General features: G+C 52.1%; 20 protein-coding genes. 19 read left to right on the top strand and 1 reads right to left on the bottom strand.

Annotated features, from left to right (window positions below):
* Positions 1-58: 58 nt before the first annotated feature.
* The 11 genes from KZE55_RS06485 (at position 59) to recN (ending at position 9,277) form a co-directional block, all read left to right on the top strand.
* Positions 59-1,138 (top strand): M24 family metallopeptidase, encoded by a 1,080-nt coding sequence (locus KZE55_RS06485; protein ID WP_222257865.1) that lies wholly within the window; start codon positions 59-61, stop codon positions 1,136-1,138.
* A 2-nt stretch (positions 1,139-1,140) separates the two neighbouring features.
* Positions 1,141-1,821, top strand: coding sequence for a 2'-5' RNA ligase family protein (locus tag KZE55_RS06480; RefSeq protein ID WP_222257864.1), 681 nt, complete (start codon positions 1,141-1,143; stop codon positions 1,819-1,821).
* A gap of 159 nt (positions 1,822-1,980) precedes the next feature.
* A complete protein-coding gene (locus KZE55_RS06475) occupies positions 1,981-2,424 on the top strand; it encodes an Asp23/Gls24 family envelope stress response protein (protein ID WP_047768885.1) in 444 nt (147 codons plus the stop codon).
* Positions 2,421-2,831 carry a transcription antitermination factor NusB gene (nusB, locus tag KZE55_RS06470; RefSeq protein ID WP_222257863.1) on the top strand — a complete coding sequence of 137 codons (411 nt, stop codon included), beginning with the start codon at positions 2,421-2,423 and terminating at the stop codon, positions 2,829-2,831. The genes KZE55_RS06475 and nusB overlap by 4 nt, the downstream gene beginning before the upstream one ends.
* Before the next feature lie 87 nt (positions 2,832-2,918).
* On the top strand, positions 2,919-3,776 hold the full coding sequence (locus KZE55_RS06465; RefSeq protein WP_222257862.1) for a bifunctional 5,10-methylenetetrahydrofolate dehydrogenase/5,10-methenyltetrahydrofolate cyclohydrolase: 858 nt from the start codon (positions 2,919-2,921) through the stop codon (positions 3,774-3,776).
* On the top strand, positions 3,769-5,121 hold the full coding sequence (gene xseA, locus KZE55_RS06460) for an exodeoxyribonuclease VII large subunit (protein ID WP_056962087.1): 1,353 nt from the start codon (positions 3,769-3,771) through the stop codon (positions 5,119-5,121). Before KZE55_RS06465 ends, xseA begins: the two co-directional genes overlap by 8 nt.
* Positions 5,108-5,386 carry an exodeoxyribonuclease VII small subunit gene (locus KZE55_RS06455; RefSeq protein WP_047768893.1) on the top strand — a complete coding sequence of 93 codons (279 nt, stop codon included), beginning with the start codon at positions 5,108-5,110 and terminating at the stop codon, positions 5,384-5,386. The genes xseA and KZE55_RS06455 overlap by 14 nt, the downstream gene beginning before the upstream one ends.
* A gap of 17 nt (positions 5,387-5,403) precedes the next feature.
* Positions 5,404-6,279, top strand: coding sequence for a polyprenyl synthetase family protein (locus tag KZE55_RS06450; protein ID WP_222257861.1), 876 nt, complete (start codon positions 5,404-5,406; stop codon positions 6,277-6,279).
* Between the two features lie 11 nt (positions 6,280-6,290).
* Entirely contained in the window at positions 6,291-7,115 is an 825-nt protein-coding gene (locus tag KZE55_RS06445) for a TlyA family RNA methyltransferase (protein WP_222257860.1), read from the top strand.
* Between the two features lie 11 nt (positions 7,116-7,126).
* Positions 7,127-7,585: an arginine repressor gene (locus KZE55_RS06440; RefSeq protein ID WP_047768899.1), complete on the top strand. Its 459-nt coding sequence runs from the start codon at positions 7,127-7,129 to the stop codon at positions 7,583-7,585.
* Between the two features lie 3 nt (positions 7,586-7,588).
* Positions 7,589-9,277: a DNA repair protein RecN gene (gene recN / locus KZE55_RS06435; RefSeq protein WP_222257859.1), complete on the top strand. Its 1,689-nt coding sequence runs from the start codon at positions 7,589-7,591 to the stop codon at positions 9,275-9,277.
* 94 nt (positions 9,278-9,371) lie between these two features.
* Here recN and KZE55_RS06430 read toward each other — a convergent pair whose 3' ends face one another.
* A complete protein-coding gene (locus KZE55_RS06430) occupies positions 9,372-9,713 on the bottom strand; it encodes a hypothetical protein (protein WP_222257858.1) in 342 nt (113 codons plus the stop codon).
* A 166-nt stretch (positions 9,714-9,879) separates the two neighbouring features.
* Here KZE55_RS06430 and gmk point away from each other — a divergent pair, with 166 nt between their 5' ends.
* From gmk to pknB, 8 genes are all read left to right on the top strand, one after another.
* Positions 9,880-10,500 carry a guanylate kinase gene (gmk, locus tag KZE55_RS06425; RefSeq protein ID WP_047768905.1) on the top strand — a complete coding sequence of 207 codons (621 nt, stop codon included), beginning with the start codon at positions 9,880-9,882 and terminating at the stop codon, positions 10,498-10,500.
* A complete protein-coding gene (gene rpoZ / locus KZE55_RS06420; protein WP_047768907.1) occupies positions 10,497-10,715 on the top strand; it encodes a DNA-directed RNA polymerase subunit omega in 219 nt (72 codons plus the stop codon). Before gmk ends, rpoZ begins: the two co-directional genes overlap by 4 nt.
* Before the next feature lie 321 nt (positions 10,716-11,036).
* Entirely contained in the window at positions 11,037-12,245 is a 1,209-nt protein-coding gene (gene coaBC / locus KZE55_RS06415; protein WP_222257857.1) for a bifunctional phosphopantothenoylcysteine decarboxylase/phosphopantothenate--cysteine ligase CoaBC, read from the top strand.
* Positions 12,246-14,675: a primosomal protein N' gene (priA, locus tag KZE55_RS06410; RefSeq protein ID WP_222257856.1), complete on the top strand. Its 2,430-nt coding sequence runs from the start codon at positions 12,246-12,248 to the stop codon at positions 14,673-14,675.
* Between the two features lie 17 nt (positions 14,676-14,692).
* The gene (fmt, locus tag KZE55_RS06405) at positions 14,693-15,646 is read left to right on the top strand and encodes a methionyl-tRNA formyltransferase (RefSeq protein ID WP_056962086.1); all 954 of its coding nucleotides are present in this window, start codon (positions 14,693-14,695) and stop codon (positions 15,644-15,646) included.
* On the top strand, positions 15,639-16,985 hold the full coding sequence (gene rsmB, locus KZE55_RS06400; protein ID WP_222257855.1) for a 16S rRNA (cytosine(967)-C(5))-methyltransferase RsmB: 1,347 nt from the start codon (positions 15,639-15,641) through the stop codon (positions 16,983-16,985). Before fmt ends, rsmB begins: the two co-directional genes overlap by 8 nt.
* 18 nt (positions 16,986-17,003) lie before the next feature.
* The gene (locus KZE55_RS06395; RefSeq protein WP_222257854.1) at positions 17,004-17,750 is read left to right on the top strand and encodes a Stp1/IreP family PP2C-type Ser/Thr phosphatase; all 747 of its coding nucleotides are present in this window, start codon (positions 17,004-17,006) and stop codon (positions 17,748-17,750) included.
* Positions 17,751-17,752: 2 nt separating this feature from the next.
* Entirely contained in the window at positions 17,753-19,678 is a 1,926-nt protein-coding gene (gene pknB, locus KZE55_RS06390; RefSeq protein ID WP_222257853.1) for a Stk1 family PASTA domain-containing Ser/Thr kinase, read from the top strand.
* Positions 19,679-19,688: the final 10 nt, after the last annotated feature.

Raw genomic sequence — 19,688 nt, 5'->3', positions numbered from 1 at the left:
ACTACCACATTGATGTGGATGGTCCTTTTTTCTATCTATTTTATAGGGGGAATACATAATGGGCAGTCGAATCAACCGTATTCAGCAACGCCTGGCGAAGCTGTATATCGATGCCTTCCTGGTAACTAACCAACAAAACATTTACTACTTAACCGGCTTCAACCTCCTTCAGGACGACGGCTTTTTGCTAATCACTCCCGACCGGGCAATCATTGTGTCGGATGAGCGTTACCACCTGGCCTTAGAGGAATTTGCCAGTGAAGAGGTTGTAGCGACCATTAGTCAGGACTACTATGCCGATCTTAACCGCATCTGTCAGGCCCTCCAGGTCGAAGTGCTGGGCTATGAAGACACGGTCTCCTACCAGCTTTATGACCTGCTGGACGATACGATGATTGCTGACCTGGTGCCGTTCTCTAACCTAGTCGAAAAGATGCGGCAGATAAAGGACAGTCAAGAGCTCGCCCTGTTGAAGAAGGCGGCGGACTTGCACGCTGCCGGTTACCGCTACCTCCTGTCCCAAGTTCATCCGGGCGTCAGCGAACGGCACCTTGCTAACTTGTTGGACTTCTGGATGAAGGAACACGGGGCTAGTGGTCCGTCCTTTTCCACCATTGTGGCCAGTGGTGCCAACGCTGCCCAACCGCATGCGACTGCAAGTGATAAATTGATTGAGGACGGCGATGCGGTAACCCTCGACTTCGGCTACTTTGTCGGGGGCTACACCGCTGACATGACACGAACCTTTGCGGTGGGTTCGATTGATCCGGAACTTAAAGACATCTACCAGATCGTTAATACGGCCCGCCGAAACGTCATTGACCACGTCAAAGTTGGCATGCGGGGGGACAAACTCGACCATTTTGGGCGTCAGCTGATTGCCGAAGCGGGCTACGATGATGAATTTAATCATGGAATGGGACACGGGATTGGCCTGAATGTCCACGAGTTACCGGTTAGTTACGGCCCGGGAACTCCCCACGTAAAATTTGCTAACAATGAGGTAATTACGGTCGAACCAGGAATCTATGTTCCGGAAATCGGTGGGGTTCGAATTGAAGACGATGTTATTGTTACCCATGGTGGGCCGGTCGTCCTAACCACGGCACCGACAGAACTAATCATTGTGGGGGACTAATGATGGATTCTAAACTTGCGGACCTGTATCAACAAATCAGTGCCCGTGGCCAAGCGGCAATTGAAAACAATGCCTTAGAATTTGACCAGTACCTGGGGACAAACCGTGCTGACGACCGGTGGGGACTGACCCTCTTAGGACACCTTCCGGCCAATATCAACCGCAACATTTCATTTGTCCTCCAGCAGGCCAAGACCCTTGAACCGGACCAGTACTACAACCCGGCGGTTGACCGTCACGTGACAATTATGGATATCGTGGGTGCACAGGCAGGACAGGTTTTTACCCGCAGTCAATTTAGTGACTACGAACATCTTTTGCAGTCGATACTCGTGGATTGTGCCCCGGTTCACTGGCACTTTAGTGGTCTGATGGTAAGTCCCGGAGCCTTAATGGTAAAGGGGGATTATTCGCCTGCGCTTACCCAGTTACGTCTTAAATTACGCCAAGCAATTCCAGCAGCAAACCTCCCCCTAGCAGAGCGGTATCCGACTATTTCCGGTCACGTGACGATTGCTCGTTTTACCCACCGGCTCAGTCATCCCCACGCGTTTTTGCGGTTGATCCAGGAGAACCAGACACTTGCTTTTGGCAGCTTCGCCATGTCCGCCATGGACCTTGTCGTTCACGACTGGTATAATCGCCGGATAAAAATGTCGCAGCAGATTTCGCTGATGGGGTGATGGACCGTTGATTTTTACCACTATTTAGTGCAAAATAGATAGAGTATATTATTGTGGCAAACTACCAGCAATGTCGAGTTATTAGATGTTGATTCACAACCTTGACATTCATATAGATGAAAGCGGGAAGCTTTTCCCAGCCTTAATGGAGGGTTAACAATGCCAGAAGATTCAAAAATTATTCTAAATAAGGATGACCAAAAGTTGGGAACAATCCAAATTGCTCCCCGGGTTTTGGAAATCATCGCCGGCTACGCAGCAAGTGAAGTTAAGGGTGTCTCTAAGATGTACGGTTCATTTGCTAACAGCGTTGGTGAACTGCTTGGACGCTCCGACCACCGGCGCGGTGTTAAGCTGGTCAATGATGCAGACGACTTGATCATCGATGTTGATGTTTACGTTGAGTATGGTATGTCTGTTCCCAAGGTTGCCGGTCAGATTCAGGAACGGATTAAGCAACAGATTACCCTGATGACTAACCTGGTCGTCACAGAAGTAAACGTTCACGTAAAGGGGATCATTGCCCCACAAGAAGACCAGCAGGTTGACCCAGATAACCTGTTTGGTGAAGATAAAGATGATGGGGGTAGTGAAGAAGAATGAGTTTAACGCGGCACGCAGTTCGTGAGGAAGCCTTTCAAGTTTTGTTTGCCTTACAGACTAATCCAGACGCGGAATTGGCAACTGTTTACCAGTCGATTCCCCACCACGACAAGCAGGAGATTCCGGCCTACCTAACAGTGTTGGTAAAGGGTGTTAGTGATCATCAGGATGAATTAGACCAGCAGATTAGCTCCTTATTGGCGCGTGACTGGACCATCGACCGGCTGGCCAAACCGGACCTGATTATTCTGCGCATCGCTCTGTACGAGATTCAGTACGTCGATGGGGTACCAACAGCGGTTGCTATTAACGAAGCGCTGGAACTTGCTAAGGCATTCAGTAATGATAAGTCACGCAAGTTTATTAACGGGGCCTTAGGTAAATTTGAACAAGAACACCGAAACTAGTGTGAGTGCGGGGTTGTGACAGAGGATGCTTTGCCACAGCCCTCTTTTTGAGAGTGGTTAATAAAGAGTAACAGGAGGAACTAGCTGATGGCAACGATTATTGATGGAAAGCAGTTGGCCAAAGAGCTTAACAAGCAGACCCAAAAGCGGGCCCAAGAGCTCATTGCAAAGGGGGTTAAACCGGGGATTGCGGTGGTCCTAGTTGGCGATGACCCAGCCAGTCAAATTTACACCCGGAACAAGCACCGCCTGGCCGAAAGGATGGGCCTGAAGTCGGACCTCTATCGTTTTCCAACCGACGTCAAGCAGGCAACGGTCCTAGCGGCAATTAAGGAACTCAATAACGACGACGATATCGACGCCATCATCGTCCAGGAGCCCCTACCGAATCATCTTGACGCAGTTGCCATCACTAATACTATCCGGCCCGATAAGGACGTTGATGGCCTCCATCCTCAAAACCTGGGGAAGCTCTTCGCTGACCAGCCGGGTAACTACCCAGTAGCCTGCACACCCCGGGGGATCATGACCGCCCTACGTCACTACAATGTTGACCTAACGGGAGCCAATGTTGTGATTGTCGGGCGCAGCATCCTGGTGGGGAAACCGCTGCTGGCCCTGTTGAATAATGCCAACGCCACGGTCACGATGGCGGGGCGCCATACTAAGGACCTCCACCGGCTAACCCGCCAGGCTGACGTCTTGATTGTCGCCACTGGGATTGCTCACTTTATTGGCCAGGACGCCGTCAAGGATGGGGCCGTGGTCATTGATGTCGGGATGGACCGCCTTCCTTCCGGTAAACTCACCGGGGACGTTGATTTTGATGCGGTCGAACCGGTTGCTAGTAAGATTACCCCGGTTCCCGGCGGCGTCGGTCCGATGACGATTGCTAGCTTAATGGCCCAAACAGTTGATCTTGCGGAGTGGCGAAGAAATGGATAGAAGTAAATACCTCACGGTTAGCCAGTTAACCAAATACCTAAAACTTAAGTTTGACCGTGACCCGTACCTGCAAAAGGTTTACCTGACCGGTGAACTATCTAACTTTCGCTTGCGCAGTGGTCACCAGTACTTTAGCCTGAAGGACGACAATGCCGTGATTGACGCGGTAATGTTTCGTTCCCAGTTTGCTAAGGTGAAGTTTACCCCGGAAGAGGGGATGAAGCTCTGTGTGACCGGCCACGTTAGCCTCTACGAACGCAGCGGCCGCTACCAAATTTACATCGATACGATGGAGCCGGACGGGGTCGGTTCCCTTTACCTAGCCTTTGAACAATTAAAGAAGAAGCTGAATGCGGAGGGCCTCTTTTCTTTGCCGAAGAAGCCACTTCCCTTGTTCCCTAAACGGATTGCGGTGGTTACCAGCCTTAACGGAGCGGTTATCCGGGACATTAACACGACGGTTCGCCGCCGCTACCCGATTGCCCAGGTGGTCCTCTTTCCGACGGTTGTTCAGGGGGAAAAAGCGGCGGCCGATATTACCCGCCAGATTAACCGTGCCAACCAAATGGGCAATTTTGACACTCTGATTATCGGCCGGGGTGGGGGGTCAATCGAAGACCTCTGGCCTTTCAATGAGGAGAGTGTGGCCCGGGCAATTGCCGCCAGTAAGATTCCGGTAATTTCATCAGTGGGGCACGAAACAGACACTACAATTGCCGACCTGGTCGCTGACCGGCGGGCGGCAACGCCAACGGCAGCGGCCGAATTGGCCACTCCCCAACGGTTAGACGATACGTTGCTCCTCTTAAAGGACTTCCAACGCCGCCTCTTTAACACCATGCGGGCCCAGATTGACTTTGACAAGAAGCAGCTGGCCAAGGTTAATCAGAGTTACATCTTCCAGCAGCCAACCCGTCTGTACGAAAACTACGCTCAGAAGGTTGATCAACTGACCCAGGAACTCCAGCACCAGGAGGAGAGCCGCCTGCAAACGGCTCACAACGCGGTTGACCAGCTGAGCAACAAGCTCCTGGCCTATGCGCCAACCCGCCAGGTTAAGCAGGGCCAGGAAGTAGTGAAACAACTCCAAGCCCGCCTGCAAACCGCCGCCCAGAGCTATGACCAACGGGTTAATCAGCAGGTGACGGCCTTGACGAAGCAGTTGCATTCCCTTGACCCATTGAAGATTATGGAACGTGGCTACACTTACGTAACCAAGGAAGGGCGGGTCATTAACCAGGCCCGACAATTGGCAGCAGGCGATACAATGTTGCTGCACTTTGCAGATGGCAACGTCACCGTAACAGTCACAAATATTAAGGAGAAAAATAATGGCAACAAGTAAAGAACCAACTTTTGAAGAACAACTTACTAAGCTGCAAGGAATTGTTAACCAGTTAGAGCAGGGCAACGTCCCTCTTGAGAAAGCCATCCAGCAGTTTAAAGACGGTATTCAGCTCTCCAAGGAACTCCAAAAGAAGCTGACCAGTGCTGAGAAGACCCTGGGACACCTGATTGACGACAACGGGGAAGAAAAGGAATATGAAAAGGTCACGGATGACCCTAGCAATAATGGCGGGGGCAACCGGGGCTTCGGCAGTGAAGAATAGTTAGGGGGACCATTTAAATGGTAGATTCATTAACGAGTTTAAAAAAACAAGTTAACGACTATTTAGCTGCTAACCTTCCCAAGAATATTGACCAAAAAACGCTGAGTCAGTCGATGAACTATTCCGTCATGGCCGGCGGTAAGCGTCTGCGGCCGACTCTGACTTTGGCAACCGTTGAGATGCTTGGTGGCCAGGTTACCCCCGCAGTAATGCGGGCCGCCACTGCTCTTGAACTTCTGCACACCTACTCGCTGATTCATGATGACTTACCGGCGATGGATAACGACAACCTCCGCCGGGGCAAGCCAACGAACCACTGCAAGTTTGGTGCCGGGATAGCTACCTTGGCAGGTGATGGCCTTTTAACCCTGGCCTTCCAGTGGATTACTGAAAACGACCTGCCAGCAAAAACGCGCGCTCACTTGGCCCTGGCCTTGGCCAAAGCCGCGGGTCCAGCTGGAATGGTTGCTGGCCAGGCCCGGGATATTGAGGGCGAACATGAGCACCTTAACCTTGACCAGTTGCGTTATCTTCACCGGGAAAAGACGGGGGCCCTCCTCCATTACGCGGTAGTGGCCGGAGGAATCATTACCGACCAGGATGAGGAGATTCTTCGGGCACTAGCCGACTTCGGAAACCATTACGGCTTGGCCTTCCAAATTTATGATGATTTGATGGACGTTCTTGGGACCGTTGCCCAGATGGGGAAAGCGGTTGGCAAGGATGCTGGCGAGCATAAGAATACCTATCCGGGATTACTCGGCATTGATGGGGCCAAGGATCAACTCCACCTGGCGTTGGCCCACGCCCGTCAGGCCCAGAAGAACTTAGCCCAGCTAACGAGAAAATCGTTTGCGGGGTATGACCAATTTCTTGCGTATTTTAAATTATAAGGACTATGACTATGGAAAAAGAACGTGTTGATGTTTTACTAGTTAAACAGGGCCTGTTCGATTCGCGTGAACAGGCCAAGCGGTCAGTGATGGCTGGTGAGATCTTAGGAAAGAACAACGAACGCCTGGACAAACCCGGCCAGAAGATTCCCGTGACGACGACCCTCCACATGAAGGGGCACAAAATGCCGTACGTCAGCCGGGGTGGATTAAAGTTGGCCAAGGCCCTCAAGGCTTTTGACATCAGTGTCCAGGATAAGATGGTCTTAGATATCGGTTCCTCGACCGGGGGCTTTACCGACGTGATGCTCCAGAACGGGGCTAAGCTGAGCTACGCCCTAGACGTGGGCACGAACCAGCTGGTTTGGCAGCTGCGGGAGGACCCACGGGTGGTGGTGATGGAACAGACCAACTTCCGCTACAGTAAGCTAGCTGACTTTACCCACGGGCAGCCGGCCTTTGCTTCCATTGACGTCTCCTTCATTTCCCTCCACTTGATCCTTCCACCATTAGCTGGAATCCTCCAGTCCGGTGGGGAAGTCGTTGCCTTGATCAAGCCCCAGTTTGAAGCGGGCAAAGAACACGTGGGCAAGCACGGAATCATTCGCGACCACAAGGTCCATAAGGCAGTTCTGGAAAAGGTGTTGAACTTTGCCTGTGCCGACCACTTTGATGTCCTGGGCCTGGATTTCTCACCAATCAAGGGTGGCCAGGGAAACATGGAGTTCTTGGCCCACCTGCGGCTGAGTGACCAGGAAGGTAAAATTGCATCCCAGGTTGACATTGATCAAGTAATTGCCAACGCTGACCAGGAGTTGAACCAGAAGGAAAAGTAGGGGGGATTTCAATGAAGAAAGCAGATCGGCAGAAGAAAATTCGTGAGATCATCACGGACAACAGCATTGAACGCCAGGAAGACCTCGTTGAGAAACTCAACGACCTCGGCCTCCAGGTGACCCAGGCAACCATCTCCCGGGACATCAAGGAGATGCAGCTGGTGAAGATTCCCGCTGAGGGGGGCGGGTACCGTTATGGCCTGCCCGCCCGTCAGCATAATGATGATGCTGGCCAGTTGGGGGCAACCCTGCATGACAGTCTTTTGGAATTAAAGCAGGACGACCGCTTCCTTGCCCTGGCTGTGCGGCCGGGAAATGGGCCGGTGGTTGCCACCCTCATCCGGCGTCTGAAGGACGAAGCCGTCTTCACCACCATTGGAGACGACAGTAACGTTTTGGTTGTTTGTATGTCGGCGGGTGCCGCAAAGCACCTGGCGGACCGCTTTAATGAGTTGGCACAGAGGGAGTAGCATATGCTGCAGGAATTAACGATTGATAATTTAGCAATTATTAAGCACCTGAGTCTTGAATTTGCTGACCAGATGACAGTCCTGACCGGGGAAACCGGTGCCGGAAAGTCAATCATCATCGACGCCGTTGGCCTGCTAGCGGGCGGCCGTGGTTCTCAGGAATTTATCCGTCGGGGTGAGGAAAAGCTCCGTCTCCAGGGGCAGTTTGCCCTGACTAAGGACCCTGAATTAACGGCCTTGCTTGACTCCATGGGAATTGACCACCAGGATGGTAGCCTGATCATCATGCGGGAAATCCACCGCAACGGGCGGAACACCATCCGGGTCAATGGTCAGCTGATCAACACGACGATGCTCCGGCAGATCGGGGCCTACCTAGTCGATATCCAGGGGCAAAACGAACACCAGCTCCTCTTGCAACCGGAAAAGCACCTGGGGATGTTGGACCAGTTCGCCTATAAAAAGGTCCACCCCCTCCTTCAAAAGTACCAGGAACTCTACCACCGTTACACTAAGCTCAAGGCGGCCGTGGACAAGAAACAGGCCAACGAGCAGCAGTGGGCGCAGCGCTTGGACATGCTTCGTTACCAGGTGAACGAGATTGAGGAGGCCCAGCTCAAGGAAAACGAGGAGGAAGAACTCACCAGTGAGCGGGACCGTCTGGAACACTTTCAACAGATTAATAATGCCCTCCAGCAGGTGGTAACCACCTTTAATGAGGGGGAAGCACCCGTTCTTGACCAAGTAGCGACCGTGATGGAGGCCGTTAACGGAATTGCAGAGTTTGATGACGACTACGATTCGCTAAGTAAAGCGCTGAATGATGCCTACTACGCCCTTCAAGATGTTGCCAATTCGGCTGGCCAACAGTTGGACATGCTCGAATTTGACGATGGCCGCCTGGCCCAGATTGACCAGCGGCTCACGGTTATCGGTGACCTGGAACACAAGTATGGTGACTCGGTTGCTAAGGTATTGGCCTACTACCAGAAAATCAAGAAGGAACTTGACACGATGGAGGAAGCGGCCGATTCTAATAGCGACCTTGAGGAACGTTTAAAGAAAGCGGCGGTGGACCTTCAAGAAATTGGTAGCCAGCTCAGTCAGGTGCGTCAGCAGGCGGCTCACGCGCTCTCCAAACGGGTGCACCAGCAGCTGAAGGAGCTATACATGGCCAAGGCGGAGTTTATGGTCCACTTTACTAATCAGGCGGGAGCCACCTTTACGCCGACGGGGATTGATGATGTCGAATTTTACATCCGGACCAATCCTGGCGAGTCAATGGGACCATTGGCCAAGATTGCTTCTGGTGGGGAACTGTCCCGGGTCATGCTGGCCCTCAAGACTATCTTTGCTCAGAACGAGGGCGTGACCAGCATCATCTTTGACGAAGTCGACACCGGGGTCAGCGGTCGGGTTGCCCAAGCAATTGCCGATAAGATCCGCTTGATCGCGGCTAAATCCCAGGTTCTCTGCATTACCCACCTCCCGCAGGTGGCCGCCGTGGCCCAGCACCACTTTCTGATTAAAAAGTCTGTCCATAACGAACGGACAACTACGAAGGTGACGGCGCTAAATGCTGACCAGCGGGTCAACGAACTGGCTCGGATGCTGTCTGGTGAAAAGGTCACCAAGTTGACGAAGGAGCACGCATCTGAGCTCCTCCGCATGGCCCACGAGGACGAGAAATAGGTACATGTCGGTTTAACTTAGCACGATAATATTGCAAAAAAGGACTTCAGGCGTTCAAATGAATACCTGAAGTCCTTTTTATTCGGCTTTAACCTTATTCTGGCCGAGCAATGTAATTGATGTGGTTGAAGTCAACGATGTAGTTTACCCGGCTGGCAGAGATGAGGTACTTTTCCCTGGCCAAATGGCGAATTGTCCCGGTGACGTTGACGACGTGACCAGCCGCGTTGATTGGTGTCAACTGGAAGAAAGTAGTCAGTTTTTGGTTGATTACCCGCTTTAGGAACAACCGCCGCTGAAAGGCCGGCTGGCGGTTCAAGAGGGTAACATCATGGTGGTGGCTAATGAGTGGCTCGTCATCAAAGAGCTGGGCAACCACCTTGTTTACTAGCTGTGGTGTGCGTTTAAAAAATGAGTATGATTTTACTTGCTGCATGATATCCCCTCCGAACATTCGTTTGTAATAATAAGTATACGAACGTTTGTTCAAAAATGCAAGCCTAAATTTAAGTGATTTTCCTTCTCCTGGTCAGTGGTTGATTTTGGCAGTAATTTATTGCATTATAGTATTAATACGTTAAATTTCTGATAGGAGTAACAAAATGGCAAATCGAGGAATGTTGATTGTCCTTTCTGGTCCTTCCGGTGTTGGTAAGGGAACGGTGCGGAAAGCAATTTTTGATTCAAATGATAATGATTTTCAATACTCGGTCTCGATGACAACCCGGAAACCACGGCCCGGTGAAGTCAACGGGGTCGACTACTACTTTGTCTCCAAAGAGGAGTTTGAACACCACATTCAAACTGGTGGAATGCTTGAATACGCGAAGTATGTTGACAACTATTATGGTACCCCATTAAAATATGTTAATGAGACTTTGGATTCAGGGAAGGATGTCTTCCTAGAAATCGAAGTTAACGGTGCGATGCAAGTTCGTTCAAAGGTTCCTGACGGTGTTTTCATTTTCTTAACTCCCCCTGACCTGGACGAACTAAAGCACCGGTTGATTCACCGGGGAACCGACAGTATGGATGTTATTAATAAGCGGATTCATAAGGCCTTTGGTGAAATCCAAATGATGCAAAACTACGATTACGCCGTGGTTAACGATGAAGTACCGCGTGCCGTTGAAAAAATTAAGGATATCATCCGGACGGAACGTCTGCGGGTTCCCCGGGTAATGCCGCGTTATCTTGAAATGTTAGGAGATTCAGAAAAATGATTCTTTACCCATCTGTTGACGAACTGTTGAAGCGGATTGATTCCCGTTATTCCCTCGTGATGCTGGCTAGCAAGCGGGCCCACGAATTAGATAATGGGGCCGCACCGCTGCTGGAACACTACGAATCCAGCAAGTCAGTTGGTAAGGCCCTAGAGGAGATCTTAGCTGATAAGGTAACGATTGACCCTAACCATACCGAAGACTTACAAGACTAGGATAAACAACGACCAGCGATGGTTGGAGCAGTAAACGAGGCTGGGAGAAAACTTTGTTTTCTCACCAGCCTCGTTTAGTTCTTCGAATATTACACAGTAATCGCGGAAAAACCAAATAGGCTTGCTCCGCGTCGAAGCGTGCTCCTAGTGTCTAGCGCCGCGCAGCAAGTCCATTGATTACGGACGATCATTGGCCCGTACCGTGCCAACGATCGTCATATACTAGCCATACGGAGCCCTCTGATGATTTTTTCCCAGCTTCTTTTTTATTAGGGAAATGCTATAATCATAACGGATTATGACTTTTAATGAGGTGAAGAAATGGCAAGGATAACAGTGTATTTGACGGGAAGCGTGGCCGCCTATAAAGGAATTGAAGTTGTCCGGGGCTTGCAAAAAGCCGGGCACAAAATCAAAACGGTGATGACCCCGGCTGCCTGCCGGCTGGTTAACCCCACGACCTTGGCGGCACTAACCAAACAGCCGGTGCTCACCTCCCTGTGGGATAACGACAATACACCAATTCCCCACATTGAGATGGCGGACTGGACACAAATGGCGGTGGTTGTGCCGGCATCTGCGGACATCATTGCCAAAATGGCGACGGGAATTGCTGACGATGCTGCCTCGACGACCCTACTGGCCACCGCGGCGCCCAAGGTGGTGGTTCCGGCCATGAATTCCCATATGCTTACCGCCCCAGCAACCCAGCGGAACCTGAAACAATTGCGCCGTGACGGGGTCCACATCATCAGTCCGGTGGATGGGCTTTTGGCGGAGGGCTACTCTGGTAAGGGTCGCCTGCCAGAACCAGCCGCAATTGTGAAACAGGTTCAATCACTCTTGGCGCCGGCCCCGCAAGAACTTGCTGGTAAGCGAGTCCTAATTACCGCGGGGGGGACCCGGGAAAATATTGACCCGGTCCGCTTCATCGGTAACCGGTCATCCGGTAAGATGGGGGTGTCCTTGGCTACGGCAGCTGCTGCCATGGGTGCCCAGGTGACTCTGATTGTCGGCCAGGTCAGCGTTGGCCTACCTGATTCGCCACAGGTTGAAGTTGTCCACGTGGAAAGCACTGAGGAACTTCTGGCTGCTGTTCAAGACCACTTCACTAAAACGGATGCCCTGGTTATGGCAGCGGCCGTGGCGGACTACCGGCCGGTCAAGGCTGCCGCAGAAAAGGTTAAGAAGACATCGGAGCACGACGAATGGGCCATCAAACTGGTTGAGACCCCCGATATCTTGCAAACCGTTGCCAAGACCAAGCGGCCGGACCAGGTCGTGGTCGGCTTTGCGGCCGAGACCCAGCACCTCTTAGCCAATGCTCAACGGAAGTTAGCCAGCAAGGGGGCGGATATCATCGTGGCTAACCAGGTGGGGGGACCCAGCAGTGCCTTTGCCAGTGAGGACGACCAGGTGACGATTCTGACCCCGGATGCGACCCCGGATAGGTGGCCTAAGATGAGCAAGAATGCGGTTGCCCAAAGAATAATGAAACTTTTAGGACAAAAGTTGAAATTAGGTGATTAGATGGTTGAATTGGCACAGGTTGTGGTTGATGTTCCAACAATGCAGACCAACCAGCCATATACATATCAAGTGCCGGTTATTTTAGAGAAAAAACTTCAGGTTGGCATGCGGGTCGTTGTTCCCTTTGGCAATGGTCACCGCCAGGTCCAGGGCTTCGTGGTCGGCTTCACAGACTCGACCGATTATGCGGGCAAGCTCAAGCCCATCCAGGCCGTGATGGACCTCCAGCCGGTTGTCAATCAGGAACTATTAGCCCTTAGCAAGTGGCTGGCAGATACAACCTATTCCTTTTGGATTGCCTGCCTGTACACGATGCTTCCCAACCTCTTGAAGGGGAAGAGTAAGCGGATTGTTCGTGTCATTGACGACCTCGATGAGCAGACTTGCTTTGATCTCTTTAATGGCAAGGATGAGCGCAACTACACTGATTTCGCCAATAATCCGGACGCCATCAACCAGCTCCTCAAGCTAAAGCGGGCAGGCAAGGTCCGGATTGACTACGAAGTTACTGACCGGGCCCGGGCAAAGACAGTGATGGGGCTGACCCCCTTACTCAGTTTTGAGGAATTAGAGGATGCGCGGACATCTCTTCATGCCAACGCCCATGCCCAAAACCGCCTCCTGTCCTACCTACAGAGCATTATTGGCAAGACAGTTGTTCAAAAGGAGGCCGAACGGCGGGCCCAGCTGTCTTCTTCGACCTTCAACCAGGGGGCAAAGAAGGGCTGGCTCAAAAAGGTTCCAGTTGAAGTGTACCGGCGCCCAGAATCCCAGGTGGCCCTTCCTGATGACCACCAACTTGAAAAACCGTTAAAACTAAATCCTGACCAGCAGGAAGCCGTTGACCAGATTGGCGCCGCCGTTAAGGACCAGACGGCCACCACCTTTCTTTTACAGGGGGTAACCGGAAGCGGCAAGACTGAGGTCTATTTACAGAGCATTTCTCAGGTCCTGGCCCGGGGACGGACAGCCCTAATGCTCGTGCCCGAGATTTCTTTGACTCCCCAGATTGTCAACCGGGTTCGCCGGCGGTTTGGTAGCCAGGTGGCGGTTCTTCACAGTAGTCTCTCCAGTGGTGAACGCTATGATGAGTGGCGGCGGATCGAACGGGGGGAAGCCAAGGTGGTCGTGGGTGCCCGTTCCGCCATCTTTGCCCCCCTGACTAACCTCGGCTTGATCATCCTGGATGAGGAGCACGAATCCAGCTACAAGCAGGACGAGTCCCCGCGTTACCATGCCCGGGAAGTGGCCAAGTGGCGTGGTAAGTATAATAACGCGCCGGTAGTCCTTGGTTCGGCAACCCCTAGCCTAGAAAGCCGGGCGCGGGCACTGAAGGGGGTCTACCGCTTCCTCAGGTTACCGCACCGGGTCAACAAGCAGCCCCTCCCACCGATCCAGGTCGTTGACATGCGGCCCGAGATCAAGAAGCGCGGGGAGAGCAACTTTTCGGCCCCCCTCCTGTACGAATTGAACCAACGCTTGGCCCGGGGGGAGCAGAGTATCTTGATGCTCAACCGGCGGGGCTTTTCCTCGTTTATGATGTGCCGGGACTGTGGGGAGGTTCTGAAGTGCCCAAACTGTGATATCTCGTTGACCCTCCACATGGATACCCGGACGATGAAATGCCATTATTGCGGCCATGAGGAGCCGATTCCCCAGATCTGTCCCCACTGTCATAGTCGCCATATTCGTTACTACGGCACCGGGACGGAGAAGGTCGAGACCGAGCTACGCCAGCTGATTCCGACTGCCCGGATCATCCGGATGGATGTCGATACAACCCGGCGGAAGGGGATGCACGAGAAGCTCCTCCGCAAATTTGGTAACCACGAAGCGGATATCCTTTTAGGGACCCAGATGATTGCCAAGGGACTCGACTTTCCTAACGTTACCCTGGTGGGGGTCTTAAATGCCGATACCGGTCTTGGCCTTCCTGATTTTCGGGCCAGTGAACGGACCTTTGACCTCCTCAGCCAGGTGAGTGGTCGTGCTGGCCGGGCCAACAAGCAGGGGCAAGTAATCATTCAGACTTTTAACCCTGGTCACTACGCAATTAAAGACGCCCAGGCTCATGACTACGAACGCTTCTTCTACCAGGAGATGAGCCTGCGTCACCAGGCCAGTTACCCGCCTTACTACTACACGGTGCGGCTGATGGCCAGCCATCCCGAGGAACGGACCGCGGCCCAAGCGATGGCTGAAATCCATGATCAACTACAAAAAGCGCTGGCCCCATCGACGATTATCCTGGGGCCAACCCCACGAGCAATTGCCCGGATGAAGCGGCGTTACTACTACCAGATTGTAATTAAATATAAGAGAGACCCGGCTTTACACCGGGTACTATTTGAAATTCTGCAAAACACTCAGAGTAAGAGCTTTAAGGATGTTCAGGTCAGCATTGACCCGGACCCACAGTACTTTATGTGATGAAAGGAAGATAAATAATGGCAACTTCAATCGTGTTTATGGGGACACCCGAATTTGCAGTCCCAATTCTTCAAAGCTTAATTGACGCGCCGGAATACGACGTTCAGGCTGTTCTAACGCAGCCGGACCACCGGGTGGGACGTAAACACGTTCTGACCCCATCTCCCGTCAAGAAGCTGGCTCAAGAAAATAATATCAAAGTTCTCCAACCCGCCAAGCTTAACAAGAGTCCTGAGATGGACGAGATCATCGCCATGCAACCTGACCTCATGATCACGGCTGCCTATGGTCAGTTCCTACCGACCAAGATGCTGGACGCGGCCAAGATTGCGGCTATCAACGTCCACGGTTCTCTCCTGCCGAAGTACCGTGGTGGGGCCCCCGTTCAGTACTCAATCATTAACGGGGATGCCGAGACCGGAATATCAATCATGTACATGGTCAAGAAGATGGATGCGGGGGACGTCATTGCCCAACGTGCCATCCCGATTGAAAAGGACGACGATAACGGGACGATGTTTAAAAAACTCAGTCTCCTCGGTCGGGACCTCCTACTAGAAACCCTGCCGAAGTTGGTCCAGGGCGACGTAGAAGCGACCCCGCAGGACGAATCCAAAGTTGTCTTTTCGCCAAACATCACGACGGCCCAGGAACGGATTGACTACCGGATGACTGCCCAGCAGATTGACGATAAGGTCCGCGGACTGCGGCCGGCCCCCCTGGGGAACATGATCATTGACGGCCTGCGGACCAAGATCTATGACGTGACCCCCCTGGATAAAAAGACGACGCTGGCTCCCGGTAAGGTCGTTCACCTGACCAAGCACCAGCTAGTTTTGGCAGCCGGTCAGGGGACAACTTACCAAATTAACCGCCTGAAGCCGGCTGGTAAGCAGGCGATGGACATCACCGCCTACCTGAACGGCCACCAGGACCTGCACGAAGGAGGGCAAGCAGTCACCGATGACTAAGGAAAAAGCAACGGCCCGGACGGTTGCCCTAACCGCTATTGACCGGGTCCGGCAAAACGGCGCCTACTCAAATCTTCAGCTGAACCAGCTCCTTAATCGGGCCCAGCTGAATGACCAGGACCGGCGGCTGGCTACCAACATCGTCTACGGGGTCTTGCAGCACCAATTAACACTGGAATACTGGTTAACTCCCTTCATCAAGGACAAGAAGGTCGATTCCTGGGTAGAAAGCCTCCTGTTGACGGCCCTCTACCAGTACCATTACCTGGAACGGGTCCCCAACTGGGCGGTGACCGATGAGACGATTGAAATTGCCAAGCACCGGGGGAACCCAGGCATCCGTCGCTTCACCACCGGGGTCTTGCACGCCATCCTCAAAAAGGGAGTTACCGACCTCAACCAGATTAAGGACCCCATCAAGCGCCTAGCCATCTCCGCCAGCGTGCCCGAATGGATCGTCAAGGAGCTGGTTAACCAATATGGCCAAGCAACGGCAGCAAAGGTCCTATCGGCCATTAATGAACCGGCACGCCTGGTCATCCGTGTCAACACGGCAAAGACTAACCTGGCTACGGTAAAAGCGCAGTTGACCAAGGAAGGGGTAACCTACCAGGGAAGTCAAGTTGCCCCCAATGCCCTGGTAATTAGCGGTGGGGATGTCCTTAATTCCACCCTCTTTAGTGACGGGGCGGTGACCATCCAGGATGAAAGTGCCATGTTGCCGGTCGATAGTATGAATGTTCAGCCCGGCGACCGGGTCCTGGATGCCTGTGCCGCACCCGGTGGTAAGACGGTCCAGATTGCCGAATACCTGGATCCTACGGTGGGCGGTCAAGTCGATGCCCTGGATATCCACCAGCATAAGACCCGGCTGATTGAGAAAAACGCCCGGCGCCTTCATGTCGCTGACCGGGTCCGGACCCATACATTGGACGCCCGGAAGGTTGACGATGTGTTTGCTGATGGGACCTTTGATAAAATCCTGGTGGACGCACCCTGCAGCGGGATGGGCTTACTACGCCGCAAACCGGAGATCCGCTATACTAAGAAATTGACAGATAGTCAGAATTTGCACAAAATTCAGTTGAGTATTTTAAATGCGGTTGCCCCAAAACTGAAAAAAGGCGGTATAATCACATATAGTACGTGCACAATCATGAAACAAGAAAATGATCAGACAGTTAAGGACTTCTTAGCTGCCCACCCAGACTTTACTCTGGTTAAAACACAGACTGCACGGAAGTTGAAGGATGATCGCTTCACGGCAACGTTAACAATTTTGCCATCCGACTACGGGTCTGACGGCTTTTTTATCAGTAGTCTCCAGCGAAATCTGTAGAAGGGAATTAGCACCAAGATGAAGGTTGCTTATCAAACCGATGTGGGGCACCGCCGGTCACAAAACCAGGACCGAGTGGCCCAATTTACCGATAAACGCGGGAATCAACTAGTGGTGATTGCCGATGGTATAGGTGGAAATCGCAGTGGGGATGTTGCCGCTGAAATGACGGTTAAACGTCTCGGTCACCGCTTCATTGAGAACGGACCGGAGAAACCAATCGAAGCAATTCGGTGGTTTGCCCGGGAAGTCCAGCTTATTAATGATGAATTATTAAAGAAATCAAAACAACAAACAATCTACCGAGGGATGGGCACGACCATGGTCGCCGCCGTGGCGTTTAAAAAGAGCCTCGTCGTGGCCAACATTGGGGATAGTCGTGGCTACCTTTTGCATAATGACATGATGACCCAGGTCACAATTGACCATTCCTTGGTAAACGAACTCGTCAAGAGTGGCGATATCACAGAAGAAGAGGCCTTAAAACTTCCCCAAAGCAACATTATTACCCGGGCAATTGGAATTTCACCTGATGCACAAATTGAAGTAAACCGTTTTAAATTTACTCACGGCGATAAACTTCTGATGTGCTCCGATGGGCTTTTTAAGACTGTCGAAAAGGATGAATTAAAGGCAGTCTTAAGTGACGACCAGGTTCCAATTGACCAGAAGTGTGCACGCCTTGTTAAGAAGGCCAACGAAGCGGGGGGCCCCGATAATATCACCGTCTTAATTGGAATTAATGATTATAGCCAGGAGGGTTGAGTATGAATCCTGGAGAAACGATCGGTCACCGATACAGGATTATCCGCTCTTTAGGTGAGGGCGGAATGGCAACCGTTTACTTAGCTCATGACATGGTTTTAGATCGCGACGTTTCAATCAAACTGCTCCGTTTGGACTTGCGGGACGACCCCAAGACCAAGCGTCGCTTCCACCGAGAAGCCCTGGCGGCAACCCAACTAAACGACCCCCACATTGTCGGTGTTTACGACGTCGGTGAGGATAACGGGTTGCAGTACATGGTGATGCAGTACGTCCAGGGAACGGATTTAAAAGCTTTTATCAAGGAACACTACCCAATTCCGCTCCCCCAAGTAGTCGACATTATGAAACAGATCCTGTTGGCTGTGGAGACCGCGCACGCGCACGGTATTATTCACCGTGACCTAAAACCGCAGAATATTTTAATTGATGCTAACAAGAACATAAAAATTACTGATTTTGGGATTGCGGTTGCGACCTCCCAAAATTCACTGACCCAAACCAACACCTTAATGGGGTCGGTACACTACCTTTCCCCCGAACAAGCGCGGGGAAGCATTGCAACCAAACAATCAGATATCTATTCCTTAGGGATCATCCTTTATGAAATGTTGGCGGGTTCCGTACCCTTCGAAGGGGAGACGGCCGTATCAATTGCCTTAAAGCACTTCCGGGAGGATATCCCGTCCGTACGGTCGACTAACCCTAAGATCCCGCAACCGTTGGAAAACGTTGTCCTCAAGGCTACGGCCAAGGACCCCCATGAGCGTTACGCAAATGTCAAGGAGATGGAAAAAGATCTTGCCACCAGCCTTGATCCCAAGCGGGCCAACGAAGCCCGTTGGGAGGTCAAGTGCGACGATGGAAAGACCAAGGTTCTTTCTGCCGCCGAGATCTCCAAGCAGATCAGGCAGGCCGACGCGGAACACGCGGCCAAGCAGGACGAAAAAGACGACCAGGAAACTGATCAGCAACCCAAGAAGGGGCACCGTCACCTCTGGTACTGGCTTAGCGGCCTTGCCGCAATCCTGGCAATTGGCGCCGGTATTTGCACCTGGTGGTTTATGTTCCGCCAGGTCATTGTGCCTGACGTTGAAGGGAAGACTCCGATTCAGGCCGAGCGTCTTTTGAATGCCCAGGGACTGCGGGTCGGTAATATTACCCGGGTTAACAGTGAACAGGTAGCCAAGAACCACGTCATCGATAGCACTCCCGGCGTCAGCGCGAAGAAGCGGGTCAACGGCAGTGTTGACCTCGAAGTCAGCACCGGGGTAAAGAACATGAAGATGGCGGACTACGTGGGTGACGACTACTCGTCCGTTGCCAACTCCTTGCGCAACAAGGGCTTTTTGGTTCGCCAGCAGAAGGTCTATTCAGACACCGCTGACCCGGGGACCATCATGAAGCAGAACTTCTCCAAGGGGAAGACGGTCAACACGAATGGTGACACGATTACCTTCCGGGTTAGTGCCGGCAAGCAGAATATCAAGATTCCGAACTTCCGCAATCAGGACGTCAGCGTTGTCCAGAAGTTTGCTAACGAGCATAAGTTACAGTTGACGACCCAGGAGAAAAAGTCCAAGACGGTGGCCACTAATCACGTTATCAGTCAGACACCCAAAGCGGGCGGTACCCTTAACCACGGTGATACCCTGACGGTGACTTTAGCAAACTCTGGCAACCAGACAAAAACCACTAATATCCAGATCAACATCCCATTTGACGGGAATGGTGGTCAGCGGGAGAACCGGGTCCAGATTTACATCCGGGACGCTAACCATAATCTGACGATGGAGTACCAGGATATTACAATCAACCAGGAGACCACCATTAACGTACCATTTACCCTTAAAAACGGTCAGATGGGGGCCTACCGGGTTGTTAGAAACGGTCGGACGATTATGAGCGCAACAAATATCACAGGATAAAGTAGAGGTG

Source organism: Limosilactobacillus panis (assembly GCF_019797825.1).
In the GTDB taxonomy this organism is placed as follows: Bacteria; Bacillota; Bacilli; order Lactobacillales; family Lactobacillaceae; genus Limosilactobacillus; species Limosilactobacillus panis_A.
This window is presented reverse-complemented; position numbering and strand designations above follow the sequence as displayed.

What these genes read in the sequence shown, in the direction of transcription:
- KZE55_RS06485 (WP_222257865.1), top strand. Translation starts at nt 59, where the DNA reads ATGGGCAGTCGAATCAACCGTATTCAGCAACGCCTGGCGAAGCTGTAT.
- KZE55_RS06480 (WP_222257864.1), top strand. Translation starts at nt 1,141, where the DNA reads ATGGATTCTAAACTTGCGGACCTGTATCAACAAATCAGTGCCCGTGGC.
- KZE55_RS06475 (WP_047768885.1), top strand. Translation starts at nt 1,981, where the DNA reads ATGCCAGAAGATTCAAAAATTATTCTAAATAAGGATGACCAAAAGTTG.
- nusB (WP_222257863.1), top strand. Translation starts at nt 2,421, where the DNA reads ATGAGTTTAACGCGGCACGCAGTTCGTGAGGAAGCCTTTCAAGTTTTG.
- KZE55_RS06465 (WP_222257862.1), top strand. Translation starts at nt 2,919, where the DNA reads ATGGCAACGATTATTGATGGAAAGCAGTTGGCCAAAGAGCTTAACAAG.
- xseA (WP_056962087.1), top strand. Translation starts at nt 3,769, where the DNA reads ATGGATAGAAGTAAATACCTCACGGTTAGCCAGTTAACCAAATACCTA.
- KZE55_RS06455 (WP_047768893.1), top strand. Translation starts at nt 5,108, where the DNA reads ATGGCAACAAGTAAAGAACCAACTTTTGAAGAACAACTTACTAAGCTG.
- KZE55_RS06450 (WP_222257861.1), top strand. Translation starts at nt 5,404, where the DNA reads ATGGTAGATTCATTAACGAGTTTAAAAAAACAAGTTAACGACTATTTA.
- KZE55_RS06445 (WP_222257860.1), top strand. Translation starts at nt 6,291, where the DNA reads ATGGAAAAAGAACGTGTTGATGTTTTACTAGTTAAACAGGGCCTGTTC.
- KZE55_RS06440 (WP_047768899.1), top strand. Translation starts at nt 7,127, where the DNA reads ATGAAGAAAGCAGATCGGCAGAAGAAAATTCGTGAGATCATCACGGAC.
- recN (WP_222257859.1), top strand. Translation starts at nt 7,589, where the DNA reads ATGCTGCAGGAATTAACGATTGATAATTTAGCAATTATTAAGCACCTG.
- KZE55_RS06430 (WP_222257858.1), bottom strand. Translation starts at nt 9,713, where the DNA reads ATGCAGCAAGTAAAATCATACTCATTTTTTAAACGCACACCACAGCTA.
- gmk (WP_047768905.1), top strand. Translation starts at nt 9,880, where the DNA reads ATGGCAAATCGAGGAATGTTGATTGTCCTTTCTGGTCCTTCCGGTGTT.
- rpoZ (WP_047768907.1), top strand. Translation starts at nt 10,497, where the DNA reads ATGATTCTTTACCCATCTGTTGACGAACTGTTGAAGCGGATTGATTCC.
- coaBC (WP_222257857.1), top strand. Translation starts at nt 11,037, where the DNA reads ATGGCAAGGATAACAGTGTATTTGACGGGAAGCGTGGCCGCCTATAAA.
- priA (WP_222257856.1), top strand. Translation starts at nt 12,246, where the DNA reads ATGGTTGAATTGGCACAGGTTGTGGTTGATGTTCCAACAATGCAGACC.
- fmt (WP_056962086.1), top strand. Translation starts at nt 14,693, where the DNA reads ATGGCAACTTCAATCGTGTTTATGGGGACACCCGAATTTGCAGTCCCA.
- rsmB (WP_222257855.1), top strand. Translation starts at nt 15,639, where the DNA reads ATGACTAAGGAAAAAGCAACGGCCCGGACGGTTGCCCTAACCGCTATT.
- KZE55_RS06395 (WP_222257854.1), top strand. Translation starts at nt 17,004, where the DNA reads ATGAAGGTTGCTTATCAAACCGATGTGGGGCACCGCCGGTCACAAAAC.
- pknB (WP_222257853.1), top strand. Translation starts at nt 17,753, where the DNA reads ATGAATCCTGGAGAAACGATCGGTCACCGATACAGGATTATCCGCTCT.